Raw genomic sequence first — 20,266 nt, 5'->3', positions numbered from 1 at the left:
GATCAGAGGCGAACCAGCGCCGAGCCCCAGGCAAAACCACCGCCGAAGGCCTCCAGCAATACCAGCTGGCCCGGTTTGATCCGGCCGTCACGCACCCCTTCATCGAAGGCGATGGGCACGGAGGCGGCAGAGGTGTTGCCGTGCTTGTCGAGGGTCAGCACCACCTTGTCCAGCCCCATGCCAAGCTTCTTGGCGGTGGCGCTGATGATGCGGAAGTTGGCCTGATGAGGCACCAGCCAGTCCAGCTCGCTCGGTGCGATGCCGGCGGCGGCCAGGGTCTCGGTGACGATCTCGCTCAAACGGGTGACCGCCACCTTGAACACATCGTTGCCCTTCATGTACATGTAGGCTTCAAGTTCGGCCCCCGGCATACCGCGACGCGGCTGCGGCAGCTTGAGCAGATCGCCGTAACGGCCATCCGCATGCAGATGGGTGGAGAGAATGCCCGGCGTTTCGCTGGCACCGATCACCACGGCCCCTGCCCCGTCACCAAAAATGATGATAGTGCCGCGATCTTGCGGATCGCACATGCGTGACAGCACATCGGCCCCGACCACCAGTACGTGGCGGGCGGCACCGGATTTGACGAACTGATCGGCAATGGAGAGCGCGTAGGTAAAGCCAGCGCAGGCGGCGGCCACATCAAAAGCCGGGATCCCTTGCACCCCGAGCAGGCCCTGCAATTCACAGGCGGCGGCCGGGAAGGCGTTCTCGGCACTGGTGGTGGCCAGCACTATCATGTCGAGATCGGCGGCGGTCAGGCCCGCCGCGTCCAGGGCGCGCAGAGCGGCCTGGTGAGACAGGGTGGCGACGGTTTCATCGGCACCGGCAATGCGACGTTCACGGATCCCGGTACGCTCCACAATCCACTCGTCGCTGGTTTCCACCATCTGTTCGAGATCGGCATTGGTACGTACCGAGTTCGGCAGATAACTGCCAGTACCCAAAATTTTGCTATGCATAGAGTTCTTATAGATCCCTGTCGGAAAAGACAGATTCAAGGCGATCTGCTATTTGCAATGGAAGTTGATGCTTGGCCTCTTGCGCGGCCAGCAGGATCGCGTTACACAGGGCGCGCCGTTCGGCCCGCCCGTGGCTTTTTACCACAATGCCGCGCAATCCTAACAGACTTGCACCGTTATACTGGTCGGGGTTCAGGTAAGAAAAACGCCGTTTGAACATAAATCCGGCGATACGACCAAGAAAACTGCGTTTTTTGCGGGGATATCCGGCCAGTTGGGCCATCATCCGCACGACCCCTTCCGCCGTCTTGAGGGCCACGTTGCCAACAAAACCGTCGCAGACGATCACGTCGCACTCACCGCTGAAGATCCGGTCCCCTTCAACAAAACCGACGAAGTTGAGCGCCTGGCACTGGCGCAGCAACTCGGCACTGTGGCGCACCAGATCGTTGCCCTTGATCTCCTCCTCCCCCACGTTGAGCAGGGCCACCCTGGGAGCGGCAATGCCCTCCACCTTTTCAGCCACCACGGCGCCCATCACCGCAAATTGCAGCAGGGTATCGGCATCGCAGCTGACGTTCGCGCCAAGATCCAGCATCACGGTACGTTTGCCGGAAAGGGTGGGCAACGCCTTGATGAGAGCGGGTCGGTCGACCCCGGGCAGGGATTTGAGCACGCACTTGGCCATGGCCATCAGCGCACCGGTATTGCCGGCGCTGACGCAGGCATCGGCCTCGCCGGCCTTCACCAGATTGAGGACGACCCGCATGGAGGAGTCTTTCAGGGTGCGCAGCGCCACGATCGGTTTGTCGCCCATGCCAACCACCTGGGATGCATGCACGAAACGAACGCGGGGATGATTCAGCAAGCCATGTTGCTGCAAAAGAGGGGTGGTCTGGTGTTGGTCACCGACCAGGATCAGTTTTAACTGGGGTAAAAGAGACAGTGCCTGCACGGCGGCAGGCACTGTTTCCGAGGGGCCAATATCTCCCCCCATGATGTCTAGCGCGACAGTTTGCGTAGACAAAGGCAATCCTTAAGCGATTACCTTTTTACCGCGGTAGAAACCATCGGCAGTCACGTGGTGACGACGATGGATTTCGCCACTGGTCTGATCAACAGTCAGGGCAGCGGTGGTCAGCGCATCGTGGGAACGACGCATGCCACGCTTGGCACGGGTTTTACGGTTCTGTTGTACGGCCATTGTAGGCTAACTCCTAAATTCACTTACGTTTAAGCTCTTCAAGAACTGCAAAGGGATTCGGCCGCTCATCAGCAGGTTCGATTTCACCCCAGGTCATCTCCATGTTACCGCGCGGGCAAGCATCCATGGGATGCATGGCCACCTGCGGCAACGAAAGGATGAGTTCATCCTCCAGGATTTGATGAAGATCCATCTCGCCGTTTTCGTCCAACTCAATGGGCTCATAAGCTTCCGGCAGTTCTTCCTCGTTTGTTCTCTCGAACAGCGGAGTGTAGATAAATTCAGCTTCACAGAGATGCTCGAATGTTTCTCCACAACGCTGGCAAACCAGGTCAACCTTGGCATGGGCAGTGCCTTTCATAACGGTCAACTTCTGGACATCTTTGCCAAAGTGCAGCGATACATCGATATCACTCTGCAAGCCTGCGGTTGATTCCTCCAGCCTGGGCATCTGCGACTTTTCCACTATCCCGACATAATCGAGCAGCTTCGAGGCACTACGGACTGGATCAACCTTTACGGGCAACTTCACCTTTTGCATAGGGCGCGAATATTATAGGTCCAACAACTGATAGTCAAAGGAAAAAGTCCTTACCGCCGATGATTTTAACCTCACAACCCCCGCACATGGCGGAACTTGCGCTCACCGGTGGCTGATTATGCCATAAACCAACGGATCCGACACCGGATCCTGGCCGCATTTGCGTTGACGGCGGGGATCCGGCTCACTCCTTGACAGCAGCATTTCACGGCGCAGGTGGCTCAATCACTCCCCTGCTCCAACGGGGTTCATGGATGGCTGCCGCACAGCCCAACCTGACGCCCCTGCCGCATGCGGGCGCAAGGGCAAGGTTCGGGCGGGATGGCCTCCATCAGACGGCGGATGGCCCGAAAACTGTCCAGCGCGGCCTGGGCTGCGATGGGGTTGATGAGCCAACCAGGCAGGTTGTCACCCGGGTTGGTATAGGTTTCGAGGCGTATCAGGGTGGTGCCGTTGAGTTGCGGCACCGCCTCCCAGCGTCCTTCACTGGTGCGGATCCGCACCCGACCGGGATAAGGCGGCAGAGCATCAGGGGCGGCCCATACCGTCAGCACCAGAGCACAATTTGGTAGGCGTTGCAGGCGGGAGTGGGTGATAAGCTCCCGCTCCTGTACCGGCCAGGGCGCAGAGAGCCGGGTATAGACCAGATCTTCATCGGGTGCCGGCTTGGCCAGAACTCTTACCTCCAGGCTCTGGGGCAGCCACTCCTGATGGCGGGCGGTATCACGCAGCACGGCCAGCAGCGCCGACGGCGGAGCAGCCACGTTCATCTCCAGGCGCAAAGTCTGAAAGGCGCCGGGAGGATGGGCCCGGCTCCAAAGCAGTATGCCCGCCTCCCCCGCCTGCAGGTGCCAGCCCTGTGCCCAGGCCGGCGCGCAGAGCAGCCATAACAGCCATATCCCGACTCTCATCATCCATGACCCCGCCTTGCCCATTCCTATGCTTATAGCCGTTTTTCTGGCCCTGCGAGGTGCTGACCAGGGTTAACCCGCGCCAGCGGCCCCGATATGCTGGTGGTAGAGGCGTTTGATCTCGTCGCGCAGCCACAGCACCTTGGTGTTGTGGTTGTTGCGCTTGTGCCAGAGCAGGATGAAGGCGATGTCGAGTTGCCGATAGAGGGCTTCATCCAGCGGCAACGGCAAGGAGATGAGATTGTTGTGGTGCTGGCGGGCATAGCTGGCGCAATAGGAGGGCACCACCGCGATCAGTTCGTGGTCAGACTGGGCTGCGATATGCAGCGCCTGCTCGAAGCTGGAGACCCGGATCGGCACCTGCCGGCTAAGCCCCTCATCATCCAGCAGACTGTCGAGCGCCCAGGCATCGCTCGCCTCCCACACCACGCTGACATGGGGATAGGCGAGAAAGTTGTCGAGGTTCCAGGTGCGGGCCAGCAGCGGGTGATCCTTGCGCAAAAACACCATGGGCCTGTCTTCGAACAACACCTCGTGATCGATGTAATAGGGCAGCCGATTGACCCTGGCAAGCGAGCTGGGGTGGGTTTCCCTCGCACAGAAGCCGAGATCGGCATCGCCATTGATGATGTCGTTGAGGGAGTGATGGTCCCAGTTCATGATCCGGATGGTCGATTTGCGATAGGTTTCATAAATCACCATGGGCAGATCATTGAGAAAGCTGATGTAAAAGGGCGACTCCAACACCAGCCTGAACGCGGCCCCCGCCGGAATGGCATTGCCGCAGAGAGAGGCGATGTTGCCCGATAGCTGGAACCACTCCTTGAGCTCTTCCTCCAGGGTGAGCGACAGATTGGTGGGCTCCAGCCCCCGCTGAGTGCGAAGGAACAACGGGTCGTCGAACCAGTCGCGCAGCCGCGCCAGCGCCTTGCTGACGGTGGGCGCCGTAACATTGAGTTTCTTGGCAGCCTTGGTGACACTGCGCTCTTGCAACAACAGCCGAAATACCACCAACAAATTGAGATCGAGGTCGATCAAGGGACGCATGCTCAGGGATTCTCCATGACCGGGGCGCCGTGGGCGGGGCTGTCGAAGGCCGGTCCCAAGGCGCGAAAGAGCAGATAGAGTAACACGGCGCCGAGCAGGGCACAGGCAAGCAGCGTGCTGGGGGTAAAGCCAAGCCACCCCATCAGCCAGATATAGCCGGCGCTCACGGTTATCTGGGCAAGACAGAGGGTGGCGCTGGCGAGCGCTATCTGGTGACGGCAACTGGCCAGCGCCTCACCCATGGCGATGCCGAAGCTCGCGGAAAAACCGATGCAGGTGAAGGCAAAGCCCGCCAGTAGCAGCCACAGGCCCCAGGAGCTCTCAAGATGAGAGGCCAGGATCAGCAGCAGCGCCAACCCTAACCCGCTGTGGGCCAGTGCAAGCAGGCTGTGCTTGTGGAGCCGACGCAGCAACCAGGGGGCAAGGAAAGAGGTGATCATGCTGATCATCGCCATGATCATCATGATGCGGGCATACTCTGCGGTTGCCAGCCCCCTCTGGGCCATCAGGATCATGGGTGAAGTGCTGACGTAGGTCAGAATGCAGGTCATGCCGGCACTGCTCAACGCGCACATCCAGAGGAACTGCGGCGCTCGCAAGCAGGCAAAGCGGGCTGCTGACGCGCTCGAGGATGACTCAGGGTGCAGCGGCAGGCTCTCTTTCAGCCCCAGCAGGTTGATCAGCAGCACCATGCCGCCGAGCAGCGCCATGGCCTGAAAGATGGCAGGCCATGGGAAGCCGGTCAGGATGAGATAGCCCAGCAGCGGCGCCAGCACGGGGATCACGCAGATGACCCCATTGATGGCCGACAGCACGGCCGCCAGACGGGCCGGTGGCAGCACGTCTCGCAGTACGGTAAATGTCATGATGTAGAGCGCGCCAGCCCCTGCCCCCTGACCCACTCGCGCCAGCAGAAACTGCGCAGTGTCGTCGGCGCTGCCGGCCAGTAGCGACGCCAGCATAAACAAGCCGGCCCCACTCAGGATCACCGGCCTGCGGCCGTGGCGATCCGCCAGCAGGCCGGCCAACGGGACGGTCGCCGCCATGCCGAGCAGATAGAGGGAAAACGCGGTGTGCAGCTGAGCCTCGCTGGCCTGAAGGCTGGCGCCTATGTTGGGCAACGCCACCAGATAGAGATCGATCCCTACCGGGTAGAGCGTGATCATCAAAAAACAGCAGAGCATGTAACGGCCCATGGTGACTCCTCAGCGAATGGGTAGCATCGACGGGGCACTATAACGTCAGGCCGGATGAATAAGCCGATAGCGGTGTTTTCCAATCTCGACATGCTGGAGAGAATGGCGGCGATATTTGCCCTCGCCGCACGGGGGCGATACCATCCACGCCTGCCCGTTTCTGAACCTGGATACCTGATTGCCATGTCGCGTCCCCTGATCCTCGCTTCCACCTCCCGTTACCGCAAAGCCCTGCTGGAAAAGCTGGGCCTCCCCTTTGAGTGCGCCGCGCCAAATGTTGATGAATCCGTGCTGCCCGGTGAAGATGCACAGACGCTGGTGGCACGGCTTGCCCATGCCAAGGCCCGTGCCATCGCCGACCAGCATGATCAGGGGCTGATCATCGGCTCGGATCAGGTGTGCGTCTGTGATGGCCGGATCCTGGGCAAGCCGGGAACGGTCGAGCGAGCGGTGGCCCAGCTGATGGCGGCCCAGGGGCGCAGCGTCACCTTTTATACCGGCCTGTGCGTGCTGGACGCCGCGTCTGGCCGCGCCGAACAGCTGATAGAACCCTTCACCGTTCATTTTCGCCAGCTGGATGAGGCGGCCATCCGCCGCTATGTAGAAGCTGAACAGCCCCTCGACTGTGCCGGCAGCTTCAAGTGTGAAGGCATGGGGATCGTGCTGTTCAAGGCCTTGGAAGGGCGCGATCCCAATGCACTGATCGGCCTGCCGCTGATCGGCCTGATCGAGCTGCTGGCCCGCCACGGTATCACCCTGCCCTGATGGGAGCGGCATGTCAGCCATGAAAAACGGGAGCCAAGGCTCCCGTTTTTCGTTTATTCATCGGTCATATCGCAAGGCTAATCCAGCAACCGCTGAAGCTCCGCCATGGTATCGACCACCGCCAGCGGATGGTGGGCCAGCAAGCGTGTACGGTCGTGCACGCCCCAACTCACCCCGATCCGCGGCATGGCCAGCGCCTCGGCCATCGCCATGTCGTGGATGGAATCGCCGATCATCACCGCCTGGTGCGGGGCAATGCCCAGCTCATCCAGAATTTGCGTCAGCATCAGGGGATCGGGCTTGGAGTTGGCCTCGTCCGCCCCGCGCGTGGCGGCAAACAGCGGCCGCAACCCGGTATCATCCAGTACCCTGTCCAATCCACGCCGTGACTTGCCGGTGGCGACCGCCAGGGCCACCCCTTGTGCATGCCAATGCTGCAACAGCTCCCTTGCCTCGGCAAACAACGGGCTGGGGGTGCTGTCATGGACGTAATGGTGGCGATAACGGGCGATCAGGGCGTTGGCTCGTTCACTCCCCTGCTCCAGGGAAAACAGCCGGGGGATACCAACCTCCAGACTGAGACCGATGATCTGGTGCGTCTCGACGGCGGTGGGCACGGGCTCGCCGCAATCGCCAGCCGCGTGCGCCACACAGGCAACAATCCGGCCCACCGAGTCCATCAGGGTACCGTCCCAATCGAAGATGGCGAGCCGGATGGTCTGCATCAGCGGGCCAACTTGTTCAGGAAGTCGTCGAGTTCGGGGGCCAGCGGTGCTTCCACCTGCATCTCGCGGCCATCGGCCGGATGGATGAAGCTCAGCTTCCAGGCATGCAAAAACAGTCGTTTCAGCCCATGGCTACGCATTTTATCGTCAAATGCGGCTTCTCCATACTTGTCATCACAGGCGATGGGATGACCCGCATGCTGGGTATGCACCCGGATCTGGTGGGTACGACCGGTGATCGGGCTGCACTCCACCAGGGTGGCCTCGGCAAACTGACGGGCAATCCGGAAACGCGTCTCGGAAGGCTTGCCATCGCTGCTGACCCGCACTACCCGCTCGCCGGATTGCAGGTCATTTTTGCGCAGCGGCGCATTGACCACCTTGACGTGAGGCTGCCACTGGCCACGCACCAGCGCCAGGTACTGCTTGCGCATGGTCTTGACCCGCAGTTGTTCATGCAGGCTGCGCAGGGCGCTGCGCTTCTTGGCAACCAGCAGTACGCCGGAGGTGTCGCGATCGAGCCGATGCACCAGTTCAAGGAAACGGGCTTCCGGGCGCAGGGCACGCAGCCCTTCAATCACGCCAAAGCTCAGACCGCTGCCGCCGTGTACCGCCATGCCGGACGGCTTGTTCAGCACGATCATGGCATCATCTTCAAACAGGATCTGGCTCTCCAGACGCTGGATGCTGCCGAGATTGGCCGAGGGCAGTTCGTTCTTTTCGGCAACCCGCACGGGGGGAACCCGTACCTCGTCGCCGGTGCAGAGTTTGTATTCCGGTTTGATGCGCTTTTTGTTGACGCGCACTTCCCCTTTGCGAAGGATGCGATAGATCAGGCTCTTGGGGACGCCCTTTAGCTGAGTCTTGAGAAAATTGTCGATGCGCTGCCCTTCATGCTCAGCTTCGATGGTGAGCAGCTGCACTTGTTGATGTATCTGTGTCATGGCGCGGATTTTAACACTGCCGGCGGCCCTTGGCTGCATGCTTTGTTGAAAAATGGCGCCTTGCTATAAAAGTGGTTTAAATGGGATAATAAACAAGGTTTTGTCATTGTGTTCAAGCCTTGTACTAAGTGGCCAAAATTTATGCCACCCAATCCCGAAACACCGTGTATACAAGAACATGACGGTTCCCGGGTGCGAGGTACAGCGCATGGAGAACGCAAACAGAACCGCTAATTTGTCTCCACACCGGTATCCTTTTCATGCCTTCTCGAGAAGGCTGGACCAGAGTGCCCTTAGTTTGCGCCTCATGCATACCCCAACCGGGAGGTTGCCCCAGTATGCTGAAGACCCGAGGCCGGCGCCGGCAGGATCCTGTGGAGGAAATCAAAATGACAAAATAACGAGAACTCAATGAAAAGAATGCTAATCAACGCGACTCAGGAAGAAGAGTTGCGCGTAGCGCTGGTTGACGGACAACAGCTCTACGATCTGGATATTGAAAGTCCGGGACACGAGCAGAAAAAAGCGAACATTTACAAGGGCAAAATCACCCGCGTAGAACCCAGTCTTGAAGCTGCTTTTGTCGACTATGGCGCCGAGCGCCACGGTTTCCTGCCGTTAAAGGAAATCGCCCGCAATTACTTCCCCTCCGGTTACTCCTATCAGGGTCGTCCCAACATCAAAGAAGTGGTCCGCGAAGGCCAGGAAGTGATCGTCCAGATCGACAAGGAAGAGCGTGGCACCAAGGGTGCAGCCCTCACCACCTTTATCAGTCTGGCCGGCAGCTACCTGGTACTGATGCCGAACAATCCTCGCGCCGGCGGCATCTCCCGTCGTATCGAAGGTGATGAACGGACTGAACTGAAAGAAGCCCTGAGCGGCCTGACCGTGCCGGACGGCATGGGCCTCATCGTGCGTACCGCCGGTGTGGGCAAGTCGCCAGAAGAGCTGGAGTGGGATCTGAACGTTCTGCTCAACCACTGGGATTCCATCCACAAGGCGTCACAGAGTCGCTCTGCACCGGTGCTGATCCATCAGGAAAGCAACGTCATCGTGCGGGCCATCCGTGACTACCTGCGTCGCGATGTCGGCGAGATCCTGATCGACAACCCGGTCATCTTCGAGCGTGCCAAGGCGCATATCGAGCTGGTTCGTCCCGATTTCCTCAATCGCGTGAAGCTGTACAAGGGTGAAGTTGCCCTGTTCAACCACTTCCAGATCGAGAGCCAGATCGAGTCGGCCTTCCAGCGTGAAGTGCGTCTGCCCTCCGGCGGCAGCATAGTCATCGATCCGACCGAAGCACTGACCTCCATCGATATCAACTCCTCCCGCGCCACCAAGGGCGGCGATATCGAAGAGACGGCGCTGCAAACCAACCTGGAAGCGGCCGACGAAATTGCCCGTCAATTGCGTCTGCGCGACCTGGGTGGCCTGATCGTCATCGACTTCATTGACATGACTCCGGTTCGTCATCAGCGCGAAGTGGAAAACCGTCTGCGTGAAGCGGTGCATCAGGACCGTGCCCGCATCCAGCTGGGCCGGATCTCCCGTTTCGGTCTGCTGGAGATGTCTCGCCAGCGTCTGCGTCCCTCCCTCAACGAGTCCAGCAGCCATATCTGCCCTCGTTGCCAGGGCCAGGGTGTGATCCGTGACAACGAATCACTGGCGCTGTCCATCCTGCGTCTCATCGAAGAAGAGGCCATGAAGGACAACACCGAGCAGGTTCACGGTCAGGTGCCGGTCGATGTTGCTGCCTATCTGCTCAACGAGAAGCGTGCTTCCATCGCCAGCCTGGAACAGCGCAATGATGTACGTGTCTACATCATTCCGAACCAGCATCTGGAAACCCCGCACTACGAAGTGACCCGCATCCGTCAGAACGAGATCCCGGAAGCGGCCAGCTACGAGCTGAAAACCGAGATTGCCAAGCCGGTCTACCAGCCGAAGCAGGCTCAGGTGATCGAGCGCGAACAACCGCTGCTGCAAGGTTTTGTCCAGGCGCCCCAGCCGGCCCCCGCCGCGCCGGCCCCGGTCGTGGCTCCCGCTGCACCGGCCGCCCCCGAAGCCGGTCTGTTTGGCAAACTGTTCAAGGCCATCTCCGGCTTGTTCGGTTCCGACACCGCCCCTGCCGACGTGAAGGCTCCGGCCGACAAACCGGCCGCCCAGCGCGAAGCACGCAAGGATGAGGGTCATCGTCATCAACGCGATGAAACCCGCAGCCGTGGTCAGCGTGGTCGTCGTGATGACAACCGTGGTAACCGCAGCCCTGCCGACGCCGCAGAGAAGCGGGAAGCGGGTGCCAACCGTGAAGGCGGTGAAAGCCGCAACCGTCGTCCCCGCAAAGAGCGTGAGCCGCGCCAAGAGCGTGAAGCCCGTGGCGAAGTGCGTGAACAGCGCATGGAACGTGAACCTCGCGAGGCTCGTGAGCCGCGTCAGGAACGCGAACCCCGCGCCCCGCGCCCTGCTCGTGAGCCCCGTGCTTCGCGTGAACCTCGTGCCGAAGTGGTCGTTGACGCGGTAGAAACCGTCGATACCACCATGGTCAACGACGAGCCGCGTCTGGAAAAAGAGCAGAAAGTGGCTGAGCGCCGCGAACGCCGTCAACTGCGCAAGCAGATCCGGGTCGATGCCCCGGCCAGCGACGTTGCCGCCCTGCCCGCCGATGCTCCGGTTGTTGCCACCGAAGATGCCTCCGACTCAGTAGAGCAGCACGATGAGCAGGCCGAAGGCCAGCGTCGTTCCCGTCGTACGCCGCGCAATCAGCGTATCGAAGGCCAACGTCGCAAGCGCATCAATGAAGATGCCCGCAGCCAGCGTGAAGATGAAGAACAGTCTGCCGAAGGCGCTACCCCTACCCTGACTGCAGCTGCCCAGGCAGATGCCGCCCAGGTGAAAGTGGAAGAGCCGGCAGTCCCTGTCATCACCATCCCCAGTGCTGAAGCGGTTGCCGCCGCCCTGCAGGCCTCTGCTGCGCTGACCGAGCATGTCGTGCCTGAAGCCGTTGTGGCAGAGGCTCACGAGCAGGCTGAAGTCGTGGCCGCAGAGCCAGTGGTAACCGAAGCGGTAGTTGCTGCGGTAGTTGCTGAAGAAGCCCAGGTAGCGGTTGTCAACGAGCCAGTGGTTGCAGAAGTTGCAGCCCCGGTCGCAGCGGAAGTCGTTGCTGTCGAGGCTCCGGCCATCGAGACTGCCGTGGTTGAAGCGGCACCTGCTGCACCGGCAGTTGAAGAAGCGGCTCCGGCAGTGGTTGAACAGCCAGCTCCGGTCGCTGAGCCTGTCATCGCTGACGAGGCTTCGGTAGCCACTGCCGTAGCAGCCCCTGTGGCCAAGCAAGTCAAACGTGGTGGTGGCCTGCTGGCCGGTGCCCGCAAGGCCTCTGCGCCGATGGCCACACCGGCTGCGGCCCCTGCCCTGCCAGTACGCGAGCCGGTTGATCATGCGCCGCTGGTGCGCAGTGAAGTGGCAAGCTCAGGTCGCCATGGCGGCAGTACCGCAGCGGTCAACGTTGCAACCAGCCCGGCCGGTCGTCCTTGATGACTCGCTAGTCTGACAAAAAGAGCCACACATTGTGTGGCTCTTTTTTTTAGGTGCGGTATAGCGTCAGCTCGTCTCGGTTACCCGTCCTTTTACTACTCCGCTACCTACCTACTAGCACTTAGAGCCACAAGTCTCTCGCATCATATTGAATAACCACAGCCATTGGCTCATTGCGGCTCAATCCACACTCCTTGTTTTGTCTTCCTGCTGCTGCGACTGTATGGCTCCTGATTTAGGCAGACTGGATAAGATAAGAGCCGGCACAGATACAAATATCGCGCTGTGTAGACATCCTTGACGACACTGGTGCGCATGAACTACATGGCCAACATCTCGAAATCGGTTTGAAGTGCGTATGCCTCTATCAATCGGCATTGGTTGTCCATTCGACCTTCCATCCTCTCGGCACTCCAGACGTACTGCCGACCAATACAGGCAAAGACCCCTCTTCCACCGCTGTCAACACAGCTAATCCCATCTGCTAATTTAGGCCGTCATGTACCATGGGATAACAGGCGCCGACCTTAGCCGAGCAGCGCCATGGCTCTCACGGCACCCTATGCAGGGGGTATTAACCGCAAAAGATGCCCAATCTGCCACCTCCCTCTGTTTTGAATGCCTGTTGATGGGTGGGGATGATCTTGGAGGGTGAGAGAACTAATTGATTAAATGGAATAATTAGTTTGATGGCATATGAAGGATGGTCAGGCTGGAAACCCGGCGGGTAGGAGCCTGACATCACACGCTCGTTTTTAAGGCCATGAAAAAAGGGCCGCAAGGGCCCTTTCTCAACACGCTTTTGGTATCTGCGATCAGCTGAACAGATGATGGCTGATCAGGAACAGACCACCCGAGAGCAGCATGGTCAGCGGCAGGGTCAGCACCCAGGCCATCAAGATGGTCTTGATGGTCTGGCTCTGCAGGCCCGACTTGTTGGCCACCATGGTCCCCGCTACCGCAGAGGAGAGGATATGAGTGGTCGATACCGGCATCCCGGTCAGACTGGCCACGCCGATGGAGGCGGCAGCGGTGATCTGGGCGGCGATCCCCTGGCTGTAGGTCATGCCGGAGGAGCCAATTTTCTCGCCTACTGTGTAGACGATACGACGCCAGCCCACCATGGTGCCACAGCCCAGCGCCAGCGCGATGGAGACGATGACCCAGGTCGGTGCATATTCGGCAGTGGCCGTCAGATCCTTGCGCCATTTGGCTAGGTCAGTCAGCTCTTTGGCCGGCAACGGCAGCTTGGACACCTTGCGAGCGGTATCGTCGATACACAGCAGCAGACGGCGCACTTCACGGCGGTCGGTCAGGTCCATCTCTTCATAGGTCCGCACTTGGGCAAGACGATTGTCCAGCGTGGCCATGGCCTGCAAGGCACCATCGGCAGCACAATGGGTCATCAACTCTTCCTGGGCCTGGGCAGGCACACTGAAGTTCACTACCTTGGAAACCTGCTCATGGTTGCGCTGATAGATCTCCATGATGCGCTGATTGGCATCCTGGGTGCGATCCAGGTCATAGGAGCGGCTGTTCATGTCCAGTGCGAAATAGGCAGGAGCCATGCAGATCAGCACCAGCATCACCAGACCGATACCCTTCTGGCCATCGTTGGAACCGTGCACAAAGCTCACGCCCATGGCAGATGCCACCAGAGTGAGACGTGCCCAGAACGGCGGATGCTTCTTGCCGTCCACCAGCAGACGCTCTTCCGGGGTCTTGTGGATTTTGCTGCCCTGCCAGACACGTTTCATGGCGAACAGCAGCAATGCGGCGATGATGAAACCGACGGTGGGAGAGATGATGAGGGAAAGCATGATGTCGATGGCTTTCGCGACGTTGATGCCTTCCTGCAGCGGTTGATGGCTGATCCAGGCATAGGCGCCGCCTACCCCCAGAATGGAGCCGATCAGCGTATGTGAGCTGGACGCCGGGATCCCGAAGAACCAGGTACCCAGATTCCATACGATGGCGGAAAACAACAGGGAGAACACCATGATCAGACCCTGAGTGGAGTCCATCCCCAGCAGCAGATCGATGGGCAGCAGGTGGACAATGGCATAAGCCACGCCCAGACCACCCATCATGACCCCGGCAAAGTTGAACAGACCGGAGGCCACTACTGCCATGTGTGCCGGCATCGCCTTGGTATAGATAACCGTTGCTACCGCGTTGGCGGTATCGTGAAAGCCGTTGATGAATTCATAGGCCAACACAAAAAAAACGGCCAATACCAAACCGATTGACCACCACAAACCCAAACCACTAAACATTTCAAACATAAAAAACGAACCTGTTTATGAGTTGCGGCGGATTATGCCAGAAGGCTGGTAACGCCATACCCGTTGTTGAAATATTTCAGTAAGAAAAAAAAAGAGCATTCCGTCTGCAAATAGCTTAGAGCCAGTCACCATGCGGCTTGTCACAGATTAATTAAACAGACCTTGCCTGACAAAAACAGTGCCCAAACGGGAACAATTCATCATCAGTCTGCCGCAGAGATCACTCTCACCGACCTCGGCTCCGTCAATTTTCGACCGACCGTATCGCCCTGTTTGTACGAATGGCAGGCAAGATCACTCCCTCGCCCTGCCCTCTTCGCCACATCAATCTGCCGAAGCAAATGGAGAAGGGCGCCATCGGCGCCCTCTTTTAACACATTGCCAACGGCTCGACTGTCGACCCGCTCTCAGTCCTGATTGATGCGGCTGGCAACCGCACCCTGCTGGCTCTTGTACTTGGCGTTTTCCCGTTTGTTGTAGGGACGCGCCGCCACACCGGAGAGCATCTCGAAGTTCAGCGCACCGATCTTCATCTTGGGGCGCAGCGCCAGCGGCAGCTTGCCGCCGTTGTAGAACTCCAGCACGATGCGGCCGGACCAGCCCGGATCGATGCGGTGCGCAGTCACGTGCACCATCAGCCCGAGGCGGGCCAGGGACGAGCGGCCATCCAGCCAGCCCACGATGTCGGCCGGCAGGGTGACCGATTCATAGGTCACCGCCAGCGCCAGCTGACCCGGGTGCAGATAGAAGGCTTCGCCATCCGGCACATGGATTTCATCGCTCATCACCCGATCGATGGCGTCGGCCATTTCGCTGCTGGGGCCGCTCAGATCGATATAGGGGGCGGTATGATCGCGAAACACCCGAAACTCGTTGCCCAGCAGCACGTCGACGCTGACGCCGCTGATCCGTTCAATACCGGGTCTGGGCTCAATGACGATCTTGCCTTCATCCAGATGACGTTCGATATCGGTATCACAAAGACGCATTGGGCGACTCTCCTGACAAATTGTTCATTTAAAAAAGCCGGGCATCACCCGGCTTGATTTCTCTCAACCAATCAACATGTGGCGAATACGCGCCTTGAGCATGTCGATGGCGATGCGGTTCTTGCCGCCACGGGGGACGATCACGTCCGCGTACTGCTTGGAAGGCTCAATAAACTGCAGGAACATGGGGCGTACCGTCTTCTGGTACTGCTTGAGCACCGAGTCCATGGTCCGGCCACGCTCCTGCACGTCACGCACCAGACGGCGCAGCAGGCAGATGTCGAGCGGCGTATCCATGAAGATGGAGGCATCCATCAGATCCCGCAAACGGCTGTCGGTCAGCAGCAGGATCCCTTCCAGAATGATCACCCGACGCGGTGCGAACGGGGTCACTTCACTCATGCGGGTATGTTCGGTATAGGAGTATTGGGGAATATTGACCGCATCACCTTGCACCAGCTGGCTCAGGTGCTGGACCAGCAGGTCGTGATCCAGCGCGTTGGGGTGGTCATAGTTGGTTTTGACCCGCTCTTCCATGGTCAGGTGGGTCTGATCGCGGTAGTAGCAATCTTCGGTGATCACGCCAATCTGACCGGCTCCCAGCTCGGCCACCAGCTCTTCATAGATGGTTTGGGCTATAAGACTCTTGCCGGAAGCGGATGCACCAGCAATACCGATGATCACACACGAATGTTGAGTATCAGACATTGAAAATACCTAAAGAGAAGAGCAGTGGGGATGGTTTAAACCGATCCATTATATAAAAAAGGGTGAGCCATGCCCACCCTCAAATCCACCCCAGGCGGTCGACCGCCGATTATTCATCCAGCGCCATGGCATAGAGGGGGGTCGCAATCGGTTTACCGCTGAAATAGAGTTCAGCTCCCACCCGACGGGCCAGTTTCAGATAGGCCTCTGCCAGCTCCCCGCTCGGGGCGCCAAACACGGTCGGACAGCCATCGTCCATGTGCTGGCGGATGTCGATGTGCAGCGGCAGCTGGCCAAGCAGCGCCACCTGGTACTGCTCCGCCATCTTCTGGCCACCACCGGTACCAAACAGCGGCTCATGATGACCACAGACGCTGCAGACGTGGTAACTCATGTTCTCGATGATGCCAAGCACCGGCACGCTGACCTTGTTGAACATGGCCAGTCCCTTGCGGGCATCCGCCAGTGACACGTCCTGCGGCGTGGTGACGATCACCGCCGCCGTGGTCGGCACCTGCTGGGCCAGGGTCAGCTGGATGTCGCCGGTACCCGGCGGCATGTCCACTACCAGATAGTCCACTTCGCCCCAGCGGGTCTCGTGGAGGATCTGGGCCAGCGCCTTGCTCGCCATGGGGCCACGCCAGATGGTGGCATCCTGCTCGGCCACCAGATAGCCGATGCTGTTGCTCTTGAGGCCGCAAGCCATCACCGGCTCCATCAGCTTGCCGTCATGGCTGACGGGGCGCTCCTTCAAGGTCCCGGTCATGGTCGGAATGGAGGGGCCATAGATGTCCGCATCCAGAATGGCCACCCGCGCCCCCTCCTTTTGCAGCGCCAGCGCCAGGTTGACCGCGGTGGTGGACTTGCCCACCCCGCCCTTGCCGGAGGCGACCACGATGATGTTGCGAATGCCCTGCACCGCCGCCAGCCCTTGCGCTCGCGGCAGGCTGGCTACCTCGATTTCGCCAACCCAGTCGATACGGGTGGCGCCGGTGGCGCTGCGCAGGCGAGCATCGAACTCCTGCTTGATCTGCTCAAACAGGGAGTGGCCCGCAAAGGGCAGCACCAGCTTGATGGTCAGCGTCGAGCCCTGTTTGTCGATGCTGCGCACAAAGCCGGCAGCCACCAGATCCTTGCCCCAGCCAGTTGGCTTAAATTCGGCGAGGATCTGTTTTACTGAATCAATCACCATTAACTCCTCATTATCTTGTCTTTATCTTGAGGTGAACGGTTACCGCACACAAATCAGTGGCTTGCCTGCTGGTCGACCAGCGTACGCCGGCAGGGCGGACGAGCCACAACCCTAGGCAGGCTACCCCCAATTCGGGTAACATGCACGGCACTCTATCATCCCAACAAGCACATCAAGAACGACTATATGGCAACTGATCCTCGTACAATGCTGGTAACCTGCGCCCTTCCCTATGCCAATGGCTCCATCCATCTTGGCCACATGCTGGAACACATCCAGGCCGATATCTGGGTTCGTTATCAGCGAATGCGCGGTCACCAGGTGCACTTTGTCTGTGCCGACGATGCCCACGGCACCCCGATCATGCTCAAGGCCCAACAGCTGGGGATCACCCCGGAAGAGATGATCGCGGCCGTCTCCAAGGAGCACCAGGCCGACTTCGCCGGCTTCAACATCAGTTTTGACAACTATCACTCCACTCACAGCGACGAGAACCGCGAGCTGGCGGAGCTGATCTACGGCCGTCTGCAGGCCGGCGGCAAGATCAAGAGCCGCACCATCTCCCAGCTGTTCGATCCGGAAAAGTCCATGTTCCTGCCGGATCGCTTCGTCAAGGGTACCTGCCCCAAGTGCAAGTCCCCGGAGCAGTATGGCGACAACTGTGACAGCTGCGGCGCCACCTACAGCCCGACCGAGCTGATCGATCCGAAATCCGCCGTCTCCGGCGCCACCCCGGTGATGAAGGACTCCGAGCACTTCTTCTTCGATCTGCCGCAGTTTGAAAAATGGCTGGCAGAGTGGGTGCGCGGCTCCGGCGCCATCCAGGAAGAGATGGCCAACAAGATGCAGGAGTGGTTCGAAAGCGGCCTGCAGCAGTGGGACATCACCCGTGACGCCCCCTACTTCGGGTTCGAAATTCCCGGCGCCCCGGGCAAGTACTTCTACGTCTGGCTGGACGCCCCCATCGGTTACATGGCGTCGTTCAAGAACCTGTGCAACAAGCGCCGCGACATCGATTTCGACAGCTACTGGAAAGCGGACTCCGAAGCCGAGCTCTATCACTTCATCGGCAAGGATATCGCCTACTTTCACTGCCTGTTCTGGCCGTCCATGCTGGAAGGCGCCGGTTTCCGCAAGCCGACCAAGGTCAACGTGCACGGCTACGTGACCGTCAACGGTGCCAAGATGTCCAAGTCCAAGGGCACCTTCATCAAGGCTTCCACCTATCTCAACCACCTGGATCCGGAGTGCCTGCGTTACTACTACGCCGCCAAGCTCAACAGCCGCATCGACGATCTGGACTTGAACCTCGATGACTTCGTCGCCCGCGTCAACGCCGACGTGGTCAACAAGCTGGTCAACCTGGCGTCGCGCAACGCAGGTTTCATCGCCAAGCGTTTCGACGGCAAGCTGGCGGCGACCTGCGCCGAGCCTGAGCTCTACGCCGAGTTCGCCAACTCCCGCACTGCCATCGCCGAGGCCTACGAGAGCCGCGAGTTCAGCCGCGCCATCCGCGAGATCATGGCGCTGGCCGACAAGGCCAACCGCTACGTGGATGACAAGGCTCCTTGGGTCATTGCCAAGCAGGAAGGCGCTGACGCCGAGCTGCAGGCGGTCTGCTCCGTCGGCATCAACCTGTTCCGGGTGCTGATGGCCTACCTCAAGCCGGTGATGCCGCTCTTGGCCGAGCGCGCCGAAGCCTTCCTGGCCGAAACCCTCAGCTGGGATGGCATCGAAATGCCGCTGGTTGATCACACCGTTGCCCCGTTCAAGGCGCTGTTCTCCCGTATCGAACCGGCCAAAATCGAAGCCATGATCGACGCGTCCAAGGAAGATCTGGCCAAAGAGCAGGCACCGAAAGCGAGTGGCCCGCTGGTAGACGATCCCATCAGCGAGACCATCAGCTACGACGACTTCGCCAAGATTGACCTGCGCGTAGCGCTGATCAAGAAGGCCGAAGCCGTACCGGAAGCGGACAAACTGCTCAAGCTGCAGCTGGATATCGGTGGCGAGACCCGTCAGGTGTTTGCCGGCATCAAGTCCGCCTACAACCCGGAAGATCTGGAAGGCAAGCTGACCGTGATGGTGGCCAACCTGGCCCCGCGCAAGATGCGTTTCGGCATGTCCGAAGGCATGGTGCTGGCGGCAGGCCCAGGCGGCAAGGATCTCTGGATCCTGGAGCCGCAGGAAGGCGCCAAGCCCGGCATGCGCGTCAAGTAAGCGCTGCCCGGTCATCAAGCAACGAGGGAGGCCTGAGGCCTCCCTTTTATTTGGCTATGTCCCAATTACGTGTTGCATGGGGCGCCCCAGCGCCTCATGCAAGCAACGTGAGATATTCACTTCCCGCCCATAGCGCTCCAACATCCTTCGCCAACCTAGATAATTCCTCAGATAGTGGGTCGCGACCCCATGGAACCGTTCCATCCACTCCTTCAATCGCCTGTGGTACCCGTTCACATGTTGGATGTGATATGCACCCACCACCCGCTCTCCCGCTCGATTGCGCACCACTTGGTGTGTTATCCCTTGCTCCTCGCTGAAACTCGCATACACCCCGGCACCATCGCTGCACAGGACGGCATCCGGGGCGATAAGCGGCTCAAGCACCGCCTTCACCGCCCGGGCATTCAGCCGTTCCAGCTGGAAGTCAGCCAGGTAGCCTGCTCGGTCTTGCACCACCATCACCGGGATGTAATCCGGTCCTGTGCCTCGGGTACGGCCTTTACCTCCACGATGGCGGGCCGGACGGGGCAATCCGCGCTGTCCTTTGAACGACGCCAGGAAGAAGGTCTCATCGACCTCGACGATACCCTCTTCCCGTACCGCCTGGTGGCTGGCCATGGCCTTCAGGAAGCGGTGACGCCACAAAAAGGCGGTGTTTTTACCGACCCCACAGCGGAGCGCCGCCTGCCGGACGGTCAGACCGTCGATGAGGGCCTGTGCATAGTCTTCCCAGCACTGTGGCTTGCGAAGTCGGGCGAGAGGCGTGTTGGTGAGCACGGAACTGGTGCGCAAACACTGCTTGCAGCGATAACGGCGCAGCCCTCGAGACCAGCCCCAGGGAGCCAGCTGTGTGGTCTCGGCCTGACAGTGAGGGCAGCATTGGCATGCGGGCAGTTGAGTGGCCAACGAGGTGATGGGGTGAGGGGTGGTGAGTTCCTGTTGCGCGAGACGACGCTGACGCAAAGTGAGCAATGGGAAGAGGGACAGTAGATGTTGGAAGGCTTGGGTATCCATGATGGCGGCCCTCAAGGTGATGACCTACT

17 protein-coding genes are annotated in these 20,266 nt (G+C 59.7%); 3 read left to right on the top strand and 14 right to left on the bottom strand.

Going from position 1 to position 20,266, the window contains the following annotated elements; genetic code table 11:
- Positions 1–2 precede the first annotated feature (2 nt).
- From AHA_RS11370 to AHA_RS11340, 7 genes are all read right to left on the bottom strand, one after another.
- Positions 3–962, bottom strand: coding sequence for a beta-ketoacyl-ACP synthase III (locus AHA_RS11370; RefSeq protein WP_011706104.1), 960 nt, complete (start codon positions 960–962; stop codon positions 3–5).
- Between the two features lie 7 nt (positions 963–969).
- Positions 970–1,989, bottom strand: coding sequence for a phosphate acyltransferase PlsX (gene plsX / locus AHA_RS11365; RefSeq protein WP_011706103.1), 1,020 nt, complete (start codon positions 1,987–1,989; stop codon positions 970–972).
- Between the two features lie 9 nt (positions 1,990–1,998).
- Positions 1,999–2,166 carry a 50S ribosomal protein L32 gene (gene rpmF / locus AHA_RS11360; protein ID WP_005300935.1) on the bottom strand — a complete coding sequence of 56 codons (168 nt, stop codon included), beginning with the start codon at positions 2,164–2,166 and terminating at the stop codon, positions 1,999–2,001.
- 19 nt (positions 2,167–2,185) lie between these two features.
- Entirely contained in the window at positions 2,186–2,707 is a 522-nt protein-coding gene (yceD, locus tag AHA_RS11355) for a 23S rRNA accumulation protein YceD (protein ID WP_011706102.1), read from the bottom strand.
- Positions 2,708–2,955: 248 nt separating this feature from the next.
- Positions 2,956–3,621 (bottom strand): START domain-containing protein, encoded by a 666-nt coding sequence (locus tag AHA_RS11350; RefSeq protein ID WP_011706101.1) that lies wholly within the window; start codon positions 3,619–3,621, stop codon positions 2,956–2,958.
- A gap of 69 nt (positions 3,622–3,690) precedes the next feature.
- Positions 3,691–4,665: an HTH-type transcriptional regulator YidZ gene (yidZ, locus tag AHA_RS11345; protein ID WP_011706100.1), complete on the bottom strand. Its 975-nt coding sequence runs from the start codon at positions 4,663–4,665 to the stop codon at positions 3,691–3,693.
- Between the two features lie 2 nt (positions 4,666–4,667).
- Positions 4,668–5,861, bottom strand: coding sequence for an MFS transporter (locus AHA_RS11340; RefSeq protein WP_011706099.1), 1,194 nt, complete (start codon positions 5,859–5,861; stop codon positions 4,668–4,670).
- Between the two features lie 183 nt (positions 5,862–6,044).
- Between AHA_RS11340 and AHA_RS11335 the strand changes: the two genes are divergently transcribed.
- Complete coding sequence (locus AHA_RS11335; RefSeq protein WP_164927647.1) at positions 6,045–6,626, top strand: Maf family protein; 582 nt, start codon at positions 6,045–6,047, stop codon at positions 6,624–6,626.
- A 77-nt stretch (positions 6,627–6,703) separates the two neighbouring features.
- Here the strand turns inward: AHA_RS11335 and AHA_RS11330 are convergent, their stop codons facing one another.
- Together AHA_RS11330 and rluC are read right to left on the bottom strand one after the other, a co-directional pair.
- Positions 6,704–7,351: an HAD family hydrolase gene (locus AHA_RS11330; RefSeq protein ID WP_011706097.1), complete on the bottom strand. Its 648-nt coding sequence runs from the start codon at positions 7,349–7,351 to the stop codon at positions 6,704–6,706.
- Positions 7,351–8,295 (bottom strand): 23S rRNA pseudouridine(955/2504/2580) synthase RluC, encoded by a 945-nt coding sequence (gene rluC / locus AHA_RS11325; protein ID WP_202795491.1) that lies wholly within the window; start codon positions 8,293–8,295, stop codon positions 7,351–7,353. Before rluC ends, AHA_RS11330 begins: the two co-directional genes overlap by 1 nt.
- Before the next feature lie 411 nt (positions 8,296–8,706).
- On the opposite strand from rluC, the gene rne reads away from it, so the two are divergent.
- A complete protein-coding gene (gene rne / locus AHA_RS11320; protein ID WP_011706095.1) occupies positions 8,707–11,826 on the top strand; it encodes a ribonuclease E in 3,120 nt (1,039 codons plus the stop codon).
- Positions 11,827–12,641: 815 nt separating this feature from the next.
- Here the strand turns inward: rne and AHA_RS11315 are convergent.
- From AHA_RS11315 to apbC, 4 genes are all read right to left on the bottom strand, one after another.
- Positions 12,642–14,111: an inorganic phosphate transporter gene (locus AHA_RS11315; RefSeq protein ID WP_011706094.1), complete on the bottom strand. Its 1,470-nt coding sequence runs from the start codon at positions 14,109–14,111 to the stop codon at positions 12,642–12,644.
- A gap of 407 nt (positions 14,112–14,518) precedes the next feature.
- Positions 14,519–15,100, bottom strand: a complete 582-nt coding sequence (gene dcd / locus AHA_RS11310) for a dCTP deaminase (RefSeq protein ID WP_011706092.1) — start codon at positions 15,098–15,100, stop codon at positions 14,519–14,521.
- A gap of 63 nt (positions 15,101–15,163) precedes the next feature.
- On the bottom strand, positions 15,164–15,808 hold the full coding sequence (gene udk / locus AHA_RS11305; RefSeq protein WP_011706091.1) for a uridine kinase: 645 nt from the start codon (positions 15,806–15,808) through the stop codon (positions 15,164–15,166).
- A gap of 109 nt (positions 15,809–15,917) precedes the next feature.
- Positions 15,918–17,000: an iron-sulfur cluster carrier protein ApbC gene (apbC, locus tag AHA_RS11300; protein ID WP_011706090.1), complete on the bottom strand. Its 1,083-nt coding sequence runs from the start codon at positions 16,998–17,000 to the stop codon at positions 15,918–15,920.
- A gap of 186 nt (positions 17,001–17,186) precedes the next feature.
- Here apbC and metG point away from each other — a divergent pair, with 186 nt between their 5' ends.
- Entirely contained in the window at positions 17,187–19,220 is a 2,034-nt protein-coding gene (metG, locus tag AHA_RS11295) for a methionine--tRNA ligase (RefSeq protein ID WP_011706089.1), read from the top strand.
- Between the two features lie 54 nt (positions 19,221–19,274).
- Here the strand turns inward: metG and AHA_RS11290 are convergent, their stop codons facing one another.
- Positions 19,275–20,237, bottom strand: coding sequence for an IS1595-like element ISAhy1 family transposase (locus AHA_RS11290; RefSeq protein WP_011706088.1), 963 nt, complete (start codon positions 20,235–20,237; stop codon positions 19,275–19,277).
- Between the last annotated feature and the right edge of the window lie 29 nt (positions 20,238–20,266).

The organism is Aeromonas hydrophila subsp. hydrophila ATCC 7966, assembly GCF_000014805.1.
GTDB lineage: Bacteria > Pseudomonadota > Gammaproteobacteria > Enterobacterales > Aeromonadaceae > Aeromonas > Aeromonas hydrophila.
The sequence above is the reverse complement of the archived record's forward strand: the minus strand, read 5'-3'. Positions and strand labels throughout refer to the sequence as shown.